The sequence below is a fragment of the Bacillus sp. ISL-57 genome (genome assembly GCF_018613135.1).
Lineage (GTDB): Bacteria > Bacillota > Bacilli > Bacillales > DSM-1321 > Peribacillus > Peribacillus frigoritolerans.
Genome location: NZ_JAGGQV010000039.1, coordinates 19,417 through 38,631, shown reverse-complemented (window position 1 = coordinate 38,631; position 19,215 = coordinate 19,417). Strand labels below are relative to the sequence as shown.

The 19,215-nt window shown below is 38.1% G+C and carries 16 protein-coding genes, 1 pseudogene and 1 riboswitch; of the genes and pseudogenes, 11 read left to right on the top strand and 6 right to left on the bottom strand.

What is annotated here, in order from left to right; all coding sequences use genetic code 11:
- The first annotated feature begins 73 nt into the window (after nucleotides 1-73).
- The 3 genes from J7I90_RS26660 to J7I90_RS26650 all read left to right on the top strand — a co-directional run bounded on the left by J7I90_RS26660 (nucleotide 74) and on the right by J7I90_RS26650 (nucleotide 2,694).
- Nucleotides 74-928, top strand: coding sequence for a hypothetical protein (locus tag J7I90_RS26660; RefSeq protein WP_214774860.1), 855 nt, complete (start codon nucleotides 74-76; stop codon nucleotides 926-928).
- 43 nt (nucleotides 929-971) lie between these two features.
- Nucleotides 972-1,883 (top strand): VanW family protein, encoded by a 912-nt coding sequence (locus J7I90_RS26655; protein ID WP_214774858.1) that lies wholly within the window; start codon nucleotides 972-974, stop codon nucleotides 1,881-1,883.
- A gap of 223 nt (nucleotides 1,884-2,106) precedes the next feature.
- The gene (locus tag J7I90_RS26650; protein ID WP_251025488.1) at nucleotides 2,107-2,694 is read left to right on the top strand and encodes a carbon-nitrogen hydrolase family protein; all 588 of its coding nucleotides are present in this window, start codon (nucleotides 2,107-2,109) and stop codon (nucleotides 2,692-2,694) included.
- 503 nt (nucleotides 2,695-3,197) lie between these two features.
- Here the strand turns inward: J7I90_RS26650 and J7I90_RS26645 are convergent.
- The 3 genes from J7I90_RS26645 to J7I90_RS26635 form a co-directional block, all read right to left on the bottom strand.
- The gene (locus J7I90_RS26645) at nucleotides 3,198-4,160 is read right to left on the bottom strand and encodes a D-2-hydroxyacid dehydrogenase (protein ID WP_214774856.1); all 963 of its coding nucleotides are present in this window, start codon (nucleotides 4,158-4,160) and stop codon (nucleotides 3,198-3,200) included.
- A 127-nt stretch (nucleotides 4,161-4,287) separates the two neighbouring features.
- On the bottom strand, nucleotides 4,288-5,184 hold the full coding sequence (gene dapA / locus J7I90_RS26640; protein ID WP_214774854.1) for a 4-hydroxy-tetrahydrodipicolinate synthase: 897 nt from the start codon (nucleotides 5,182-5,184) through the stop codon (nucleotides 4,288-4,290).
- Nucleotides 5,185-5,318: 134 nt separating this feature from the next.
- Nucleotides 5,319-5,497: riboswitch (Lysine riboswitch) on the bottom strand.
- Between the two features lie 551 nt (nucleotides 5,498-6,048).
- Entirely contained in the window at nucleotides 6,049-6,468 is a 420-nt protein-coding gene (locus J7I90_RS26635; RefSeq protein WP_214774852.1) for a hypothetical protein, read from the bottom strand.
- 200 nt (nucleotides 6,469-6,668) lie between these two features.
- Between J7I90_RS26635 and J7I90_RS26630 the strand changes: the two genes are divergently transcribed.
- Entirely contained in the window at nucleotides 6,669-7,460 is a 792-nt protein-coding gene (locus J7I90_RS26630; RefSeq protein ID WP_214774850.1) for a phosphotransferase, read from the top strand.
- Between the two features lie 343 nt (nucleotides 7,461-7,803).
- Here the strand turns inward: J7I90_RS26630 and J7I90_RS26625 are convergent, their stop codons facing one another.
- The 3 genes from J7I90_RS26625 to J7I90_RS26615 are packed head-to-tail and all read right to left on the bottom strand — an operon-like array spanning nucleotide 7,804 to nucleotide 10,026.
- The gene (locus tag J7I90_RS26625) at nucleotides 7,804-9,078 is read right to left on the bottom strand and encodes an FtsW/RodA/SpoVE family cell cycle protein (RefSeq protein ID WP_214774847.1); all 1,275 of its coding nucleotides are present in this window, start codon (nucleotides 9,076-9,078) and stop codon (nucleotides 7,804-7,806) included.
- Complete coding sequence (locus tag J7I90_RS26620; RefSeq protein WP_214774844.1) at nucleotides 9,075-9,494, bottom strand: PadR family transcriptional regulator; 420 nt, start codon at nucleotides 9,492-9,494, stop codon at nucleotides 9,075-9,077. Before J7I90_RS26620 ends, J7I90_RS26625 begins: the two co-directional genes overlap by 4 nt.
- Nucleotides 9,484-10,026 (bottom strand): sigma-70 family RNA polymerase sigma factor, encoded by a 543-nt coding sequence (locus tag J7I90_RS26615; RefSeq protein ID WP_214774842.1) that lies wholly within the window; start codon nucleotides 10,024-10,026, stop codon nucleotides 9,484-9,486. The genes J7I90_RS26620 and J7I90_RS26615 overlap by 11 nt, the downstream gene beginning before the upstream one ends.
- 308 nt (nucleotides 10,027-10,334) lie before the next feature.
- On the opposite strand from J7I90_RS26615, the gene J7I90_RS26610 reads away from it, so the two are divergent.
- From J7I90_RS26610 to J7I90_RS28220, 7 genes and pseudogenes are all read left to right on the top strand, one after another.
- Entirely contained in the window at nucleotides 10,335-10,868 is a 534-nt protein-coding gene (locus J7I90_RS26610) for a DinB family protein (protein WP_214774840.1), read from the top strand.
- 216 nt (nucleotides 10,869-11,084) lie between these two features.
- Nucleotides 11,085-11,837, top strand: a complete 753-nt coding sequence (locus J7I90_RS26605; RefSeq protein WP_214774838.1) for a DeoR/GlpR family DNA-binding transcription regulator — start codon at nucleotides 11,085-11,087, stop codon at nucleotides 11,835-11,837.
- A 556-nt stretch (nucleotides 11,838-12,393) separates the two neighbouring features.
- Nucleotides 12,394-13,374, top strand: coding sequence for a substrate-binding domain-containing protein (locus tag J7I90_RS26600; RefSeq protein WP_251025487.1), 981 nt, complete (start codon nucleotides 12,394-12,396; stop codon nucleotides 13,372-13,374).
- Between the two features lie 80 nt (nucleotides 13,375-13,454).
- Nucleotides 13,455-15,020 (top strand): sugar ABC transporter ATP-binding protein, encoded by a 1,566-nt coding sequence (locus J7I90_RS26595; protein ID WP_251025486.1) that lies wholly within the window; start codon nucleotides 13,455-13,457, stop codon nucleotides 15,018-15,020.
- A gap of 80 nt (nucleotides 15,021-15,100) precedes the next feature.
- Nucleotides 15,101-16,003: an ABC transporter permease gene (locus J7I90_RS26590; RefSeq protein ID WP_225988884.1), complete on the top strand. Its 903-nt coding sequence runs from the start codon at nucleotides 15,101-15,103 to the stop codon at nucleotides 16,001-16,003.
- A gap of 74 nt (nucleotides 16,004-16,077) precedes the next feature.
- Nucleotides 16,078-17,094, top strand: a pseudogene (locus tag J7I90_RS28225) (glycoside hydrolase family 32 protein); the annotation flags it as partial.
- Between the two features lie 78 nt (nucleotides 17,095-17,172).
- Nucleotides 17,173-19,107, top strand: coding sequence for a glycoside hydrolase family 32 protein (locus tag J7I90_RS28220; protein WP_396020458.1), 1,935 nt, complete (start codon nucleotides 17,173-17,175; stop codon nucleotides 19,105-19,107).
- Nucleotides 19,108-19,215: the final 108 nt, after the last annotated feature.

Genomic DNA, 19,215 nt, shown 5'->3' with positions numbered 1-19,215 from the left:
GAATTTCCAAATTTTCAAAGGTATTGAATTTATTATGTCCTGAAATAATAAGAAAAAATGCAGGAGAGGCCAAATGAAAAACAATAAATTATATCAAGTAATTATCGCTATTTTTATATTTGTCTTAATGGTCGATCAGTCGGTCTATGCAATGGAATGGGAAGATGAAGAAGGACCTATAAGTTTTAAAATTGAGATGTTACCTTGGGAGATTGTAAATAACATTATTCCTGATAAAACAAATTTCACCATAATCGATATTGAAACTGGTTTATCATTTAAGGTACAACGAAGGGCAGGCAGCCATCATGCCGATGTACAGCCATTAACCAAAGAAGATACTCAAATCATGAAGAAAATTTATAATAATAAATGGAGTTGGAATAGAAGAGCCATCATTGTATTAATCAATAATCAAATGATAGCTGCATCCATGCACGGAATGCCACATGGTGCTGGTGCTCTTCCAAATGGTTTTTCAGGTCATTTTTGTGTTCATTTCTCTGGAAGTATTACGCATCGTTTGAAAAACGAAGATCTTTCTCATAAATTAATGATATTGAAAGCGGCTGGTAAGCTTGATGATTATATACAAACCGTAAATCCTTACGAACTTATACGTATTTTTACGATTGCCATCAATCAAGGAAATCAGGAATTATTAGCAATGACCTTATCTAATCCGAGTCAAGCCAACGATGTCACTAAACTTGTTAACGATATTACATACTTTGGAGTGGTTGCCCCTTTAAGACAACCGCCTGAACAGCTAAATGGTCTATTTCTCGTGGATGTACCCGTTCAAGTAGCTATTTATAAGAAGAAAGAAGGCAAAGAAATAAAGGTTATGCATTTTATGATCCGTAAGGAGAGTTTGCCTGATCGTTGGTTTATTGATCAAGATGCAATTTATGAAGACTTGAGGTGAAAATTGTGAATGTTCAAGGAAACCAACCCAGGAGGTGCATTCAATGAGATTAACATGGATTGCCGGACTTTTGTTATTCGTTCAACCAGTGAATATTTCAGAAAGCTTATTGGTAACCCACCAAGGACAAACGATTGCCAGTGTCAACCATGCTGATATTACGATGCCCTACCTGGATGTTCCCATGTTGGACGTGGATAAATACAATCAATTTGTCGAAAAAATAGACCGGCAAGTTTACCAAAAACCTGTAAATGCCACAATGGACAAACAAGGTAATATTTTACCTGGGCGGGTAGGTTACAAGCTATACCATCAAGCCTTTAAAGAACAATTTGATTCCTTTTTGTACAATAGTAGATCATACAAACTAGAAGCACCTTTGCTTGCTATCCATCCAAAGGTTGACAGCGAAATACTTGCGGAAATTCGTGAAAAAAAGATCGGTGAATATAGGACCTATTTTAATGTGAACAATAAAAATCGTTCAAATAATATCAAACTTGCTGCAGAAGCCATTAATAATTATGTCGTATTTCCAGGAGAGGTCTTTTCTTTTAACCAAGTTGTTGGCAAGAGGTCGGTGGAAAAAGGATATTTACTCGCTCGGGTTATCGTTAAAGGGGAGTTTTCTGAAGGGATTGGCGGAGGAATTTGCCAGGTTTCATCCACCTTGTTTAATGCTATCGACAATGCAGGGTTGCAAACGGTTCAACGCTATTCCCATACAAGGAGCGTTCCGTATGTTCCATCTGGCCGCGATGCTACAGTAAGCTGGTATGGGCCTGATTTTAGTTTTAAAAACAAGTACAATCAACCGATCCTGATCCGGGCTACAATCCAAGGAGGAATGGTGAGTATCATGGTTTACTCTTCAGATATGATTAATTATAAAATACGAAAGATTCCCGATGCTTCAAAGCAGATATCCAAAGAACAAATTATTCGTTCGTAAAAGTACACGTTACGAATGAAGGCACCTTTGGCAAATTTGGTGTATATATAGAAGAAACTCGTAAAAACGGCCTTTGCTCATTAGAGCAAGGGCTTGTTTAGAGATGGGGGAGGAAACAGCTTTTTCTTTATCGGGACAGATTACTTGAACAAGCCAATCCATGTCCATGCTACAATCATTACAAGCATAGCCATTAATATAAGTTGATGTTTGGGAGAACACTATGGGAAAAATAAAAATAGCTTTACTGCACCTATTGCCCATCGCTGGTGATGTGGAGCATAACCAAAAACTAATTGAACAAGCCATTCATATTGCATCAAATAAAAATGCCGAATGGATTATAACACCCGAACTATGTGTCAGCGGACTTCAATTCAATCATAAGGTTGGGACTGGGTGGATTAACAAGCAACCTGATGATTGGATGAATAATTTGGGCAGTAAACTAAAGAATTTGAAAAGCACTGTATTTTTGGGCTGCCCTGAAAAAGGCAGTGACGGAGAGTTGTATAATTCTGTGTTTGTCATTGATAAAAAAGGTCATTTAATAGGTAAACAGAGAAAAATCAGTGTTATTGATGATTGGTCAACTTCAGGGGAAGTATTGGAGCCAATAAAAACAGACAATGTTGAGGTTGGTATTATGATTTGTGCAGACGCATATAACAAAGATATTGCTTGCACCTTATCTGAAAAAGGAGCAGAAATATTACTTGCACCGTCTTCTTGGGGTCCCGGATTACATGGTCCGGAGGGAGAAAGGGGAACAAAGGTCACTAGAAACAGGGCTGCCCGTAATAGTCTGTAATCGTACTGGCGAAGACGAAACGGTCCGTTTTTGGGATGCAGAAAGCATGATCATAAAAAATGGTGCACCCCTCCTGACTCATAAATCAAAACAATCAGCCATACTTACCTTTGAATGGGATTTACAAAGCATGGAATTACTATCCCCTCATTTCGACATCGATTACATATAATGAGAACTACATCAGCTCTTGTTGACAAAGGATGCACCAGCTGAAGAAACGGAGCTGTCATTAGGGCAGCTTTTTCTTACGATACATGAGGAGATGACAAATGGATGGTGGTACATCGCCACACGGTAACTCCATCAAAAAAAGCCTATCTCTTGTGAGGGTTCTTGATTTGTAAGAGGGAGATAAAACTAAACAAATGAAAATCCACTTTCAATAATCCTTGAAAAAAATCAAATTATTCACTTTTAGTTTGCAGGCCGAATTCCTCCGTTGAAAAATGCGGCCTTTTCAATAAATAATTGCAAGCAAATAACAACAATTCTAATCGGGTTTAATACCCTCGGTTCCGATCTACCATTCCACTTAATGGTTGTTCACTTGAAAATCGCTTTAAATTTTCTATGAAAAAGTTGCTCACTTCGTTAATCGTACTTGGCCCTGACAGGTGGGAAGTGACAAACACATTGGGCATGGACCAGAAGGCATGTTCTTTTGGCAACGGTTCTGTCTCAAATACATCGAGGACTGCTCCCTGAAGATGTCCTTCCCGCATGACAGATAGTAAATCCCTTTCATCTATCAATGCTCCACGGCCAACGTTGATAAGGTAAGCGTTGGGTTTCATCGCTAAAAGAAGTTCCTGGTTAATGATATGGTAAGTGGAATCCGTTAAAGGAAGGGTCAGGACCAAATAATCCAGATCTTTTACAAATTCACCCCATTGATCTGGAGTAAAGTGGAGATCCACGAGTGCTGCTTGTTTTCCACTAAAGCTTAACCCATGCACATTCATATCAAATGCCCGGGCTTTACGTACAAGTTCAGCGCCAATCGATCCAAGTCCAACCACCCCGATTGTTTTCCCCTTTAGAGTTTCAGAAATAAAAGGATCCCATCTCCGCTCCAATTGTGATTGTCTCATCCGAGGACCGTCTTTCACTATGTCCAAGAGAAACGAAAATACATATTCAGAGATGTAAGCACCAAATTGGTCAATAATTCGAGTTAAGGTAATGTTTTGAGGTATCGATTTGTCTGCAATCAAATCATTGACTCCGGCTCCCATTGATTGAAACCAGCTAACGGATGAGGCAATTGGTTTACATAGTAATTGTGTCGGGAATTTCCATCCCAAAATAACTTCAGTGCCTGGTAAATATTTTTCTGCTTCCTCCAAAGTTTTCGCTGTCTTTACTGATATAAACCCACTATTGCGGATATGGTCAGCATAAGCATCGACCTCTGACTGAATAGGACTGAATACAAGAATGTTTGGTTTGTGTGTACCCCCCATTGGCTCTCTCCTTATTTATTCTTTATTTATAGTATAAATTCTTTCTCCTGAGTCGTACATGGATAAAAAAGCAGTGCATTTCTTTCAGTATGCACTGCTTTTTAAAATTTCTCCAGAATCATTAGTTTTATTTATTTAACAAAATGGCTTCTGCGTCACTAGGATGCAGAGCGATTTGCAGTTCTCTTTTTTCTTCTTCGTTTAAAGGGACCATTGGTAAGCGGACACCTCCAACATGTAACCCCCGCATATTTAATGCTGATTTTACTGGTCCCGGGCTTGGTGCAGCAAATAGTGCTTTCATGATTGGAAGAAGTGTACGATGTGCAGCGGCAGCGCCAAGGACATCACCATTTTTAAAGCTATTGATCATTTCTTGCATTTCATTACCAATTATGTGTGAAGAAACCGAAACAACGCCTGTTCCACCGATGGCTAAAACCGGTAATGTCAACCCATCATCGCCGCTGTACAAAGTAAAATCACTAGTTGTTTTGCTTATGATTTGTGCCATGGCATCCAAGTCACCGCTTGCTTCTTTTACTGCCACGATATTGTTGATTTTTGAGAGGCTGACAATCGTCTCCACTGACATGTTTACAACACTTCGCCCTGGAATATTATAAAGCATTACCGGTAATGAGGTTGAATGGGCAATAGCGCTAAAGTGCTGAAATAATCCTTCTTGAGAAGGTTTGTTATAGTAGGGGGTGACGAGCATGATTCCGTCGACTCCTGCTGCCTCCGCTTGCCTTGTCAAGCTGATGGAAGCCCTCGTGTTATTTGAGCCGGTTCCTGCTATGACTGGAACTCTTCCATCAACAACTTCAACAACAAATTTGAATAATTCCACTTTCTCTTCTTGAGTTAATGTAGGGGACTCTCCAGTTGTACCAGCTATTACTAATCCATCGGAACCATTAGCAATCAAATAATTTACTAGAGTTCTTGTAGCATTAAAATCAACCTCATCATTATGATTGAACGGGGTAACCATTGCGGTTAAAACTTGGCCAAAATTCATAACTTCACACCCTTTAGTATAATTTTTAAAAATATTCAGAGGTGGTTAGGGCCATTCAGGAGTAAACGCAAAAAAGCAACAACGAGGATTCGCTGCTGCAGTAGAAACAATATTTACCAAAAAAATGTTTCCGCGCATAAGATAGCCCTCCATATAGTTTCCTATATGACAGTCCTGTATTTATTCAATAGCAGAACCAGCTTCAAGAACATGAGATTCTTTCCGCTTCGGCAAATTCCCCTTTCCACAATAGTCATAGGATCTCATTCTCCTCAAAATGTGTACTGATGGTCTTTGCTCCTCTATCCTCACTTCAAAAAATTTCGAAGTAAGAAAATATTTAATTGATTGTAATATAACAGGGAATCCATTCTGTTGCAAGGACAATTTGTTTTATATGTAACCTTTTCTTGTGGACTGGCTTTGGTATCAAGGAAAATCCTAGAGGAATCCTTTTATTCAAGGAATCCGAATGAGCTATAAAGTGGGGATCCATAGGCCTGATTCCTGAAAGGTTTTGCCATTGAGGCTCCGCGGTTGCGAACTTGGTGACAAAGGCTTAATTGAGTTTGATACTGCTGGTCGTTAAATGGGTAGCAGGTGGGCGGGACTCCTGCGGGGAAAGTGTGTCCAGGGGAGAGACCCCGCAGGCGCACACACCCGGACAGCCCGGGAAAGCGAGTGCCTGGAGGCAACATTCAAAGTATACAAACCAAAAAAACTGTAGACAATTAATTATTCAATTAATTGCCTTTTTTATTCTGCTTGGAATGGAGAAGAGTATGAAGGAGTCATTCAGAACTTCCTGACCCCCCGTCTCCCTTAGGGGAGCTTTTAATTTTTTTCCCAATCCTTTATAAAGTCTTAGGCATTAAACATTGGTTGTGTTGTAACAGGGCAAATCGTTTTAACGGAACAAATAGATGAAAGGCTAATCGTGAAATTACCCAGTGCTCTGTCAGTAACTATCACTTGTCCGGTAACAGGATCAAAACTTCGTAACTCTACAAATATAGGTTTAAAAGGTTCAGCGGTTGTAGTGAATCCAATGATTGAACCTATGGTAGAATTCCTTAAAAACTCACTTATTTGTTGTCGGGTCTGACATGCTTGTCCGAATGACGGTAATATTCTTTGTTTATGCCCCTTGTGCTTTGCTTTATCACAGCAGGATGACTTATCGCAGCAGGATGACTTATCACAGCAGGATGATTTATCATGGCTGGATGAATTATGACCGCAGAATGGATTATGACGGCATAATATATCATTACTTAAATTCATAAATATCACTCCTTTTTCTACTATATATATGAGATAAAACAAAACATGCTTGTACAAATTTACTAAATTCCCTGCCTTTATCGTATCCGTCCTTGAATATTTCTACGTAATGTTTCGTGAATCGTAACTGTCTATAAGGCAGTTACAAACAGGAATTGTTTTATGTGTTATAGAAAGTCATATTAGGGAGGGATCCATGGATGTCAAACTTTGATAATGAAGAAATGCTAACAGGAGGGAATGTTTCCGATGTTTATCGTTCAGGAGCTACTGTGCGACGGGAATTAAAGCCTGATAGTCCCAAGATTCATAAGCTATTAAAGCATTTGGAGAATAAAGGTTTCAATTATGCACCAAAGTTTTTAGGTATTGATGATAATAGAAGAGAAATATTATCATTTATTGAAGGAGAAGCTGGTAATTATCCTTTAAAGGAATACATGTGGTCAGATGATGTCTTAATGGAAATAGCGAAGATACTCCGTCTTTATCATGATTCTATCAGTGATTTTTCATTTGATGACAGCTGGCAACCGATAGATAACACCCCAAAACAACCTGAGGTGCTGTGCCATAATGATTTTGCGATGTACAACATTATTTTTAATCATAAAAAACCAATGGGTATTATTGATTTTGATGTTGCTGGACCTGGTCCAAGACTTTGGGACATAGCTTACACTCTTTATACTTGCGTCCCCTTAAGCAGATTTCATCTTTCTGAAACAGGTGAGAAAGTTTATTACCATTCATTACAGCATGGTAGCCGTATAAAACAAAGAGTCAGATTGTTTTTTGAATCTTACGGTGGGGAAATAGAAACAAATTATTTGGAAATGGTATTGCTGCGGTTAGAAGGGTTATGTAAAACAATTACAAGAAAAGCCAGTGAAGGGGACATTGCTTTTCAAAAGATGATAGAGGAAGGGCATCTTGATCATTATCAAAGCGATATTAACTTCATTCGGGAACATGGAAAGGATTGGGTGTAAGGTGGTTTTTTTGAATTTACGGATGATTTACTTCAAGAATGGTTTTAATCACAAGAAAAGAATCCATTTCAATCAAACTTTTTTCAAAATGGATTCTTTTTATTTACGCTAATATGGGGTTCTGGAGAGAATTTTGATTAGTCTTGATTCTAGATCTTAATTAGTTCTATTTTTTTTATAAATGGACTTACTGATCATTTATCAGTTCCTATATATTCAACTATTAGGGGATATTTTTCACGTGATAATTATCCTCATGATTCATCGTATCTTTCAAAACTTCATGTCTTTGTCCTTTCCTGGGTTCTTTAGAAAAGAGAGTATGAGCTACAGAACCATATTCTCATATTTTCTTCATCAGTATAATATCTTTTTTGTGATACACACTTAAAACCAGACCAAACAAGAAGGCGTTGATCATTGCTGATAAAGCACCATAACTCATAAATGGCAGGGATATGCTTATTATTGGTAATAAGCCGAGAGACATTCCGATACTGACAGTTACCTGTGCAGTGAATATAGCAAAAATGCCGGAAACAAGCATTTTCCCAAATGGGTCTTTCACTGTTTGGAATATATGGGAAATTCGCCAGATTATCCATAAAAACAGCATACCAATGAGCAATGCCCCGGCCCAGCCAAGCGTATAGGTAATGGTTACAAAGATAAAATCCGTCATCATTTCATTAGAAAAATCAATCTCCCTGTGGGAACTTAAATGGCCAATCCAACCAGCATCCGCAATTAGCTTTTCTAGTTTCAAATACATATACCCCGATGTCTCAACGAATCTTTCAGGCGTAACGAACGCATAAAGCCTTTCAAATTGATAGGCCCTTATATCTTTCAAGGATATAAGCAGAAGTGAAACACATGCACTAAGCAGGACGGCTGCAGTGATAATGATTTTCCTTTTATTTAGTCCGCTCTTCCAGACCATGACAGCGACCATCAATGAATAAAGCGCCACCGCCTGCAAGTTGACTGTAACCATAAACAAAAAGGCAGAACAAATGTATAAAATGGCAGCCAAATAAACATTCATCTTTTTTGATTGCAGCATTCCGGCCCAGGCTAGGAGAAAAAGTGGCAGAACCACAATAGAATCGACCGATAAAAGACCCATAATATTAATTCGAGGACTGCCATGCACGAATATATTGGAAAATTGGAACTTAACAAGAATTAGACATCCTATCGAAAAGAAACCCCAGCCCCATCTTTGAAGTTTGCGATAGTCGAAAAAAAGAAGGACACAGGCCAAAATGAAACTTCCTGTGACAGAATATACCTGTTTCAGTACGGAAAAGGAATTACCATTCTTAAATAAGAACCAAAACAAAAACAGACCAGTAGCTGACATGAATAGAAACACGCTTATTAGCTTCCAATCAATCTTCGGCCTGTGCAGCTTGTCCATCCTCAGCCCGATATCAGAGGGGCTACCCATACCCCGGACAGCCAGTTCCTCTGCTTCATCTTCTGTATACCCTTTTTTGACCAGTTCAGTTTTAGCTTGATGCAAATGGGCTTTTAATTCAGCTTCTATATATTTTTTTGCTTCTTTTGATCGAATATATGATGAAACCTCATCTAAAAAATGATTGCTTCTCAATCGGTTCCTCCTCCTTCAAACGCTGTCCGCCAACGAGCAGATTCGGAACCTCTTTTAGACTCCTTTTTCTTTAGCCACTTTTTCGCACGTTCATCCAAGGAATAGAGCTTTCTTTCTTCCGTTTCCCAAAAAGACTGGATCCAGCCTTCCTTCTCAAGCTCATGCAAGACAGCATATAAGGAGCCTTCGTTATTTTCAAATTTCCGGATGCCTTTCTGGTAAAGAGATTCGTTAATCTGATAACCACTTTTCTCCTCATCCAATGATCTGAAAATACCCATCAAAATGTCTTCCCTACTCACATCCTGCTTTTCTATAGCAGTATGGATGGAGTGTCTATGGTTTTCCGTGAATTTTAAATCACGAAATGTATGCTTTTTCATAGCCGATTTCAAGCGCGCTAATTTATCTTCCATCGGTGGATTCCTCCCAATAGGTTTTTAACCTTCTTTTCGCCTGGCGCATCCTGGTCTTAACCGTTCCAAGTTTGACTCCGGTAATTTCAGAAATTTCCTTGAGCTTCATTTCCTGAAAATAATGGAGATAAATAAGCTCGCGATACTGGATGGGCAGCTCCATAACTGCAACAGCAAGCTGCCTGTCTTCATCCTGCTGAATGACCTCTTCTTCCACATTATAGGAAGAAGTCCATTCCTGCTCTTCTTCCGCAGTTGAAACTTTTCGGAAGTACCAGCTTTTCCTATAATCCTTACAATGGTTAATAGCAATTCTCCAAAGCCACGTCCTTATATTTGATTGTTGGTTATACGTGGGCAGAGCCTTAAAGCATTTGATGAAAATCTCCTGTGTCAGGTCCTCTGCAACAACTGCATCTTTTACATAGGAATAGACCAATTGCAGAATATCCTGTCCATAAAGGGACATCATTTCATCAAGTAAGGATTCGTCATCTTTCATTTGAGACCATTTCAACACAAACTCCTCCAAAACAGTTCACACTTCCTTCCCTAGATATATAGACGATAGTACTTATATGAAGGTTTTCTTTTTTTTAAAATTATCCCTTTTTTACTATAGAGTACAAATGAATATCTTGAAAACATTTTAAGAATCAGAACAGGAATAGTAGAATATATCCTTGCCTGACACAGCCAATCAGAAAAGTTAAACCGTTTATAAACATGATAAACCGAAATCACTACTTTCTTGAATGGGAGAGAAGGGATTATTTGTAAGTGAGTCGAAGTTAATAACATTGAGGAGAAAGAAAAATTATAAAGAAAGTGGGAGATCCATTGGATACAAAAGAGGTATTGAAGCGATTCGAACAGGTAGTTGCATACTATATTGAAGAGTTAAGTAAATATTCGCTGGATGAGTTTACGAGAAAGCCTTCTGAGGATGAATGGTCATTAGGACAAATGTACAATCATTTAATAAAGAGTACCCTTAGTCTCCATTTGAAAGCCATTGAGCAATGTGTTAATGGCACTACTTCCGATGGCGGTGAAAAAACAGAAATAGGCGAATCGATTTTCAAAGAAGGGACGTTTCCTCCAATCAGGTTAAAAGGTCCGGATACACCGGATTTCACACCGCCAAATCCTACAGGAAAAGAAGAAGTAAAGGAAGGACTGCTTCAAATCGTTGAGAAAATGCAAGAGATAGAAAGAAAGCTCTCTGACATTCCGGCCAGCCAGAAAGTTCAGCACCGGAGAATGGGATATTTAAATGCAAAGGAATATTTTCAGCTAATCGAAATGCACTTCCGTCACCACTTCCGGCAAAAAGAACGTATCGATCAGTTTCTTTTAAAAGTAAGTAAGTAAACTTTATTGTTGAAGCATTTATTGACCGGTTTTAAATTGTTTATTCAACAAACAGGTGCGTAATTCATTACCAGGAGCTGATCAACAGCTCCTTTTTCTTATGGGGATACCCTATAGTTCTCACATGTCACTGCAAAATTCTATATACTAAAATTAATTAAACTAGAATACACGAAGAAACTTTAAATAGAAGTGTTATACGAGGAGGATCATATCATGCTTATTACGGAGCGGCATCAATTAATTTTAAAGCTGTTAAAAGAAAAGGGTAATGTTAAGATTCATGAGCTAGTAGAATTAACAAATACTTCAGAATCTACTTTGCGTCGTGATCTAGATCAATTAGAAAAGCAGAACTACTTAAAACGTGTACATGGTGGAGCTTCACTTTTACATAGTAAACGAGACGAACCAAGTGTGTTTGAGAAAATAACGCAGAACCTTGAGGAAAAAGCTAAGATAGCAAAATATGCGGCAGAACTAATTTTGGACGGCGACTGTGTTTATCTTGATGCTGGAACAACAACGTATCAGATGATCAAACATTTAAGACAAAAAGATATCGTTGTCATTACAAACGGAATTGATCATTTAGATGCATTACTTGAAAATGAAATATGTACATATTTTATTGGTGGATTTGTTAAAAGAATTACCAAAGCAACAGTTGGACGTTATGCATACGAAAGTATAAAAAAATACAGATTTGATAAGTGTTTCATGGGTGCGAACGCTATTCATTATAATTTTGGATTGACTACCCCAGATCCAGAAGAGGCGCAAATAAAAGAAAGAGCCATTTTTTTGTCACGTGAGGCCTTTGTATTGGCAGATCATACAAAATTTGGAGAAGTTTCATTTTCCAAGTTTGCAGATTTATACCAGACAAAAGTTATTACGAATGAAGAAGGTACAATAACGTTAGGAAAATATAAGGAGAAAACGGAGATAATTATTGTGAGGGACTAAAAACTAAATTTGCTATCGTTGAAGGAAAGCTGGTATTCAAACTGTCTGATTCAGACAGTTTGAATACCAGCTTTTTGAAAATTCTGAAATTATTTTATTGAAAATTTTCCCCTTTGTTTTATCAATATAATAAAGGATGCTTGATTTATTGTAATATGGCCAATTAACAATGAAGGAAAATCTGCTCCATGTATTAAACATTCCATTTGAAACGTTTAATATTTTATGTTATCAATATATTTTTTGTAATAATTGGAACTGTTGACAATTACAAACAGCTTTAATATAATCAAAATCAATCAAAAACAACCAAAATCAATCAATTATAATTCTTATGTGTAAAGGGTGATCATATTGTTTTACAAGGAATGAAAGCGTTATCAATAAATAGTCGATGTGAAAAAACTATCAAAATCAACCATACTTCCATTATTTCAACCAAAAGTATTCATTTAAATTTAAGGAGGTGATCTAGTTTAAGAGATTGAGAGCGGTAACAATTTCTCGTTCTGTAGCTAATTATTTTCATCTTCAAAAACTAGGGGGACTAACTAATATGGTGAAATATGTAAAAGTAATAGGAATGCTAGTTTTGGCGTTTGTAATTGCCGCGATGACGGCATGTAGCGGGGCTAGTGAATCATCAAATGGATCAACAGACGGTAACGAAGGACAAAAAGGTAACAAACAATTAACGATCGGTGTAGCGGTGGGTAGTTTAGCAAACCCTTTCTTCGTCTCCATGGCTAAAGGTGCTGAAGAAGCAGGAAAAGAATTAGGTGCTGAAGTTCTAGTTGAAAGCGCTGAATATGATTTAGCCAAACAAGCAGCTCAAATTGAAAACTTCATTACGAAAAAGGTAGATATCATTCTTTTAAATGCTGTTGATACAAAAGGAATTGCGGCAGCTGTTCAACAGGCCAAAGCGGCTGATATTCCAGTAGTTGCTGTAGATACGAATGCTGAAGGTGGTGTCGATGCCACCGTTACTTCAGACAACTATCAAGCTGGTAAACTGGCCGGAGAATATGTGATTGAAAAATTGGATGGAAAAGGAAAAATAGTTATTATTGATGGACCTCCTGTTTCGGCTGTATCTGATCGCATTCAAGGATTTGAAGATGCAATAAAGGATTCCGAAATTAAAGTTATCGCGAAGCAAAATGGAGAAGGGAATCGCGAAAAGGCATTAACGGTGATGGAAAGTATTTTACAAGCTAATTCATCAGGCTCCATTGACGCTGTATTTGCGATTAATGATCCAGAAGCAATTGGTGTTGAAATTGCTCAAGAGCAAGCGAATCGTAAAGATGAATTTTTCATTGTCGGAGTGGACGGTGCTCCTGAAGCCACAGAAGCAATGGCAAAGGAAGGAAGTACAATTGCCGCAACTTCAGCTCAGTCACCTAGTAACATGATCAAAAAAGCTGTTGAAATCGGAATGAAAGTGAAAACTGGCGAAGAAGTTGAGGAGCTTATTAAAGTTCCAGTTGAGATTGTGACTCAAGATACATTAGATTCTTACCAAGGTTGGTAAGAATCTTACAATAAATAGGCTGATAAGGATTCCTCCTTTAATCAGCCTATTCAAATCAATAAAAGGGGTGAGATAAAGATATGGCTATGAATCAAATGTCCCTTAAAGGCCAACAAAGTCTAAAAAAGCCATTGTTGAATATGGAAGGGATTAGTAAGACGTTCTCGAGTGTAACCGTATTGAACAATGTGAGAATTGAACTTTATCCAGGTGAAGTACATGCATTAATGGGAGAGAATGGCGCTGGAAAGTCAACTTTCATGAAAATCCTCGCAGGCATCCATACACCTGATGACAATGGTGGGAAAATCTGCTTGAAAGGTCAACCAATTTTATGGAAGGACCCTACTGATGCAAGGAACAAAGGAATTAGTGTTATTCATCAGGAGTTAAACCTTTCTCCTAATTTAACAATAAGTGAAAATATCTTAATGGGCTCCACCTTTCCTAGAAATGGTTTAGGAATGGTGAAATGGGATAAGGTCCATGAACGTGCCCAAGAGGTGTTAGATTCAATGGGGTCGAATCTAAATCCACGCCAATTGGTTTCCACCTTAAGTGTTGCTCAACAACAAATGGTCGAGATCGCCCGAGCATTATCCTTTAATGCAGAGGTACTCATAATGGATGAACCAACCGCCTCTTTAACAGATAAAGAAATAAAAAAGCTGTTTGAAATTATTGATGGTTTGAAAAAGCAGGGAGTTGCTATTGTATATATATCTCATAGAATGGAAGAAATCTTTAAAATTTCTAATAGGTTCACTGTATTACGTGACGGCGAATGGATTGCAAGTGGGCCGATTGAAGAGACAAATCCTGATCATCTCGTAAAGCTGATGGTAGGAAGGGATTTAAAGGACTTGTTTAATCGGTCAAAAGCTTTTGTCACAAAAAGTCCAAAGGAAGTTGCACCTGTACTTGAATTGAAAAATGTTTCCGATAACACAATTGTAAAGAATGTATCTTTAAAAATTTACCCAGGTGAAATTGTTGGCTTAGCGGGGCTTGTTGGAGCTGGCAGAACAGAACTGGTTAGGGCCATTTTCGGTTTGTCCGAGTTGAAAAGTGGCGAAATATTGGTTGATGGTCAATCTGTTAGAATCAAATCCTCAATAGATGCTATTGCTAATAGGATTGCACATGTACCTGAAAGCAGGAAAGAACAAGGGTTATTTTTATCAATGTCCGTAAAAGAGAACATCATAATGGCTGAATTGAAAAAACATGCTAAAGCAGGAATTGTTAGTTGGAAGCAAGCAAATGAAAGCGCTAACCAATATATTGAAGACTTAAATATAAAAATAGCTTCCCCAGAACAGAAAGTATCAAACTTAAGTGGTGGGAATCAACAAAAGGTGGTGATCGCTAGGTGGCTATCAATTGCACCAAAGGTATTACTACTTGATGAGCCAACACGAGGGGTCGATATAGGTGCCAAGACTGAAATCCACAAGATTGTTTCAAAGCTTGCAGATGAAGGATTGGCCGTTTTAATGATATCATCTGAACTTCCTGAAGTATTGGGGGTAAGTGATCGAATACTTGTCATGAGTGAAGGAAGGTTAACAGGCGAGCTTTCGAAGGAAGAAGCTACACAGGAAACAATTATGCGTTTAGCTACCAAAGGGGGGAGAGAGAAATGAGAGGGAATACGCAAACTATTACGCATTCACAACGCCTAAATATAGGAAATGTCCTTTATTCTTTATGGAATAGGCTTGGCATGATCATGATTTTATTATTATTGTGTGTAGTACTTTCATTCACAGCACCAAATTTTTTGGATACAGCCAATTTATTGAATGTATTAAAACAAGTTTCCATTATTGCTATTTTAGCTGCTGGGATGACAATCGTTATTTTAACTGGTGGTATTGATTTATCAGTTGGTGCAACAGTTGCTTTATCTGGCGTTATCTCAGTCATGGTCTCTTCTGCAGGTGTTAATCCTATTATTGCGATGTTATCAGGCGTACTAGTAGGGTATGCAGTAGGATTGATTAATGGGTTTCTTACAGCCAAAGCAAAGTTACCAGCATTTATTGTTACACTGGGCAGCTTCACCTATGTTCGTGGACTCGCTTATGTCATTAGTGGCGGTTATCCAATTGTTTTACAAAACGAAACATTTAAATTCATTGGTGGCGGAAGTATTTTCGGAATCCCCACTCCTATTTATATCATGTCTTTAGTATATGTCGTGATGTTTTTTGTTCTTAAATATACGATGTTCGGTCGTCATATTTATGCGATTGGTGGCAATGAAGAGGCAGCTCGGTTAACTGGAATTAAGGTTGAAAAGTCTTTAATCAATGTGTATTCGATTAGTGGTTTACTAGCTGGTTTAGGAGGAGTCGTTTTAGCGGGTAGGTTGTTTTCTGGACAGCCAACTGCTGGTCAAATGTATGAATTAGACGCAATTGCGGCTGTTATTCTAGGAGGAACAAGTTTAACAGGTGGAAAAGGGAAAATAATAGGAACAATTATTGGGGTTTTAATTATGGGGGTAATCAGTAATGGGTTAACTCTAATGGATGTCAACTATTATTGGCAGTTGGTTGTAAAAGGTGGAGTCATTGTAGCAGCCGTTCTATTAGATAGATTGCGCGGAAATAGTCCAGCATAACGATCACACGTCATTTTATATTTTAAAAAAAGGGATGTGAAATAAAGGTGAAGAGGATTATTAGTACTCTATTAATATGTTCAACTGTCACTTGTTTACCATTTAATAGTGCATATGCAGAGGACCCTGGGTATTATAATGAACCATACCGTAATCAATTTCATTTTTCTCCTGAAGCTAACTGGATGAATGATCCGAATGGTATGGTTTTTTATAAAGGTGAATATCATTTGTTTTATCAATATCATCCGTATGGAACGACATGGGGACCGATGCATTGGGGGCATGCTGTCAGTAAAGATCTTGTTAATTGGGAGCATTTGCCGATTGCTCTATCGCCGGATGAAAACGGTCAGATTTTCTCGGGGAGTGCTGTTATTGATTGGAACAATACAGCTGGCTTTGGAAAAGAAGCAATGGTTGCCATCTTTACGCATTCAGGGGATAAGCAAGTCCAAAGTATAGCGTATAGCTTAGATAAAGGTAGAACTTGGGAAAAGTATAAAGGGAATCCCGTAATGCCAGACCCTCCTTTACAAGATTGGCGCGATCCTAAAGTATTTTGGCATGAAGAATCAAACCAATGGGTCATGTCGTTAGCGGCTAAGGATAAGATCATGTTTTATACCTCACCTAATTTAAAAGAGTGGGAGTATGCAAGCGAATTCGGCGAAGATGGTGGAATACAAGCCAATAGCTTAGACAGAACTTCTTATACCATGTCATCCCAGACAGGTGAATCATTTAGCTATGAGGGAAATATTACCCTTAATGAGAAGAATGGGAGAGAAGGGGCAGGCGGGTTAGTTTTTCGGTCAGACAGGAGTGCAAAGAACGGCTATGTTGCTAGCTTGGATGCCAAAAATGATGTCATAACATTAAGTAAGAATGTAGATGGAACAAACGAGGAAATTGCGAGAAAACCTTTTACCCTCAAAACCTCAACCACCTACCATGTGAAGGTGGAAACAGATGGGGATCAAATTCAAGTCTCTGTAAACGATCAATCCGTTATAAAAGTAACAGATATAGAATTCGATTATGGATACTATGGATTGTCAGCGTGGAATTCAACGGCAGCCTTTCGAAATGTGGAGTTCAAGAATACATCTAACTTTGAAACCAATTTATCAAAATGGACAGATGTAAACGGTAGCTGGGAGAACACGATGGATGGAAAAAGTGGAACCTCTACGGCGGATGCTTTTGTAATGAGCGATCAAACAGGGGATAACTTTTTTTATGAAGCAAACATTGAGATATCTGGCGAAAAAGGCGGCAATGGAGCTGGCTCGCTCGTTTTTCGTGCAGATCCCAATGCAACAAACGGTTATATGGCGAATATCGATGCTTTAAACGATACAATGAAAATCATGAAAATCGAAAATGGAGACATATCCATTCTAGCTGAAAAAACAATAAATCTAGATACAGATAAAAGGTACCATTTAAAAGCAAGCACCCATGGAAAAAATATTAAAATTTCTTTAGATGGAAATCTCATTCATGATGTAAATGATTCAACTTTTTCATCAGGGCATTTTGGCTTAAATGTTTGGAATTCATCCACGTTATTCCAAAATGTTCAAGTTGGTAAGAACATCATGACAGATGAGAAGGAAATTATTAATCATGATTTTGAGACAGGTGATCTAACTGGGTGGAGTACAATCGAAGGTAATGCTTTCACAAAAGATCATGTGACAAATGTACCATCATACTGGGGAGGGGATTTCGGCCACCAAGGAAACTACCACTTATGGGGATTTACTGATCTACAAAAGGGAGATGACGCAACAGGTGAACTGCACTCCTCATATTTTAAACTAGGTGGCTCTGGAGAAATCAACTTTCTGTTGGGCGGTGGTAATGATATCAACACCCGCTATGTTTCGTTAGTGAGAGCCTCTGATGATCAAGAATTAATTCGACAAGCCAATACCAAATTTAAAGAAGAAAAATATCAAAAATACGTCTGGGATGCGTCTAAATACATTGGAGAAGTGTTATATATTAAAGCTGTAGACCAAGCTACAGGTGGTTGGGGTCATATAAACATGGATGATGTTAATGTTTATAATGAAGGGGCCATGCCAAATGAAGTAGACCAAGTTGCCAAAGAGCCTGAGAAAGGCGATTCGAAAGAAAGCGGCATCCTTACAGACTGGTCTGCTGTTTCCGGAGAGTGGATACCTTCTACTCATGGTAGTAACGGAGGGATTTGGGAATGTCCTACTCTCATCGAATTACCTATTGATGGTGACCCTTCAAAAACAAAATGGGTACTACAGGTAAGCATTAATGATGGCGCTCCTGCAGGCGGGTCAGGTATGCAATATTTTGTAGGTACCTTTGACGGGAAAACGTTTAAAAATGAAAACCCTTCCAATCAAGTGTTATGGACTGACTACGGGGCAGATTATTATGCCGCAGTTGATTGGAGCGGAATTGAAGGGAAGAATGGCGAAAAATATTGGATTGGCTGGATGAGTAATTGGCAATATGCAAATCATACACCAACTTCGACTTGGAGAAGTTCAACGACATTGCCAAGAAAGATGGAGCTAACTCAGACAGAAGAAGGTTTACGTTTAAAACAAACGCCAGTTTCTTTAAAAACCATTCGAGATAAGAGTGAAAAAATTTCATATGAAAATAAAGTCATATCTGGTGAAAGTAACCTCCTATCTAAACTATCAGAAGATACATTTGAAATGATAGCTGAGTTTGATGTAGATGATATAAAAGCAACTGAATTCGGCTTTCAAGTTCGTAAAGGAGCAACTGAATATACGACTATTGGTTATGATGTTGCCACCAGACAATTATTCGTAGACCGTTCAAATTCAGGAAGCTTTGATTATGGGAACAATGTAGTCGGTAAGCATGACGGACCGTTACATGCATTAAATGGGACTGTGAAAATGCATATTTTCATTGACCGATCTGCTGTAGAAGTGTTTGGAAACAAAGGTGAAACGGTTATTTCTGATCAAATTTTCCCGGATCCATCAAGTAAAGGATTACAAATTTATAGCAAGGGTGGAGAAGTTACATTAAAGTCTTTGAAAATATACCCTTTAAAGAGTATATGGAAAAGATAAAGACTAAATTTCAATCTTATTAATGATGAGTTGATAGTAAGAGATTATGAAGGCTGTCGAAAATGATCGATAGCCTTTCATTTTACCTAAATCAGAATGGAGATGTAA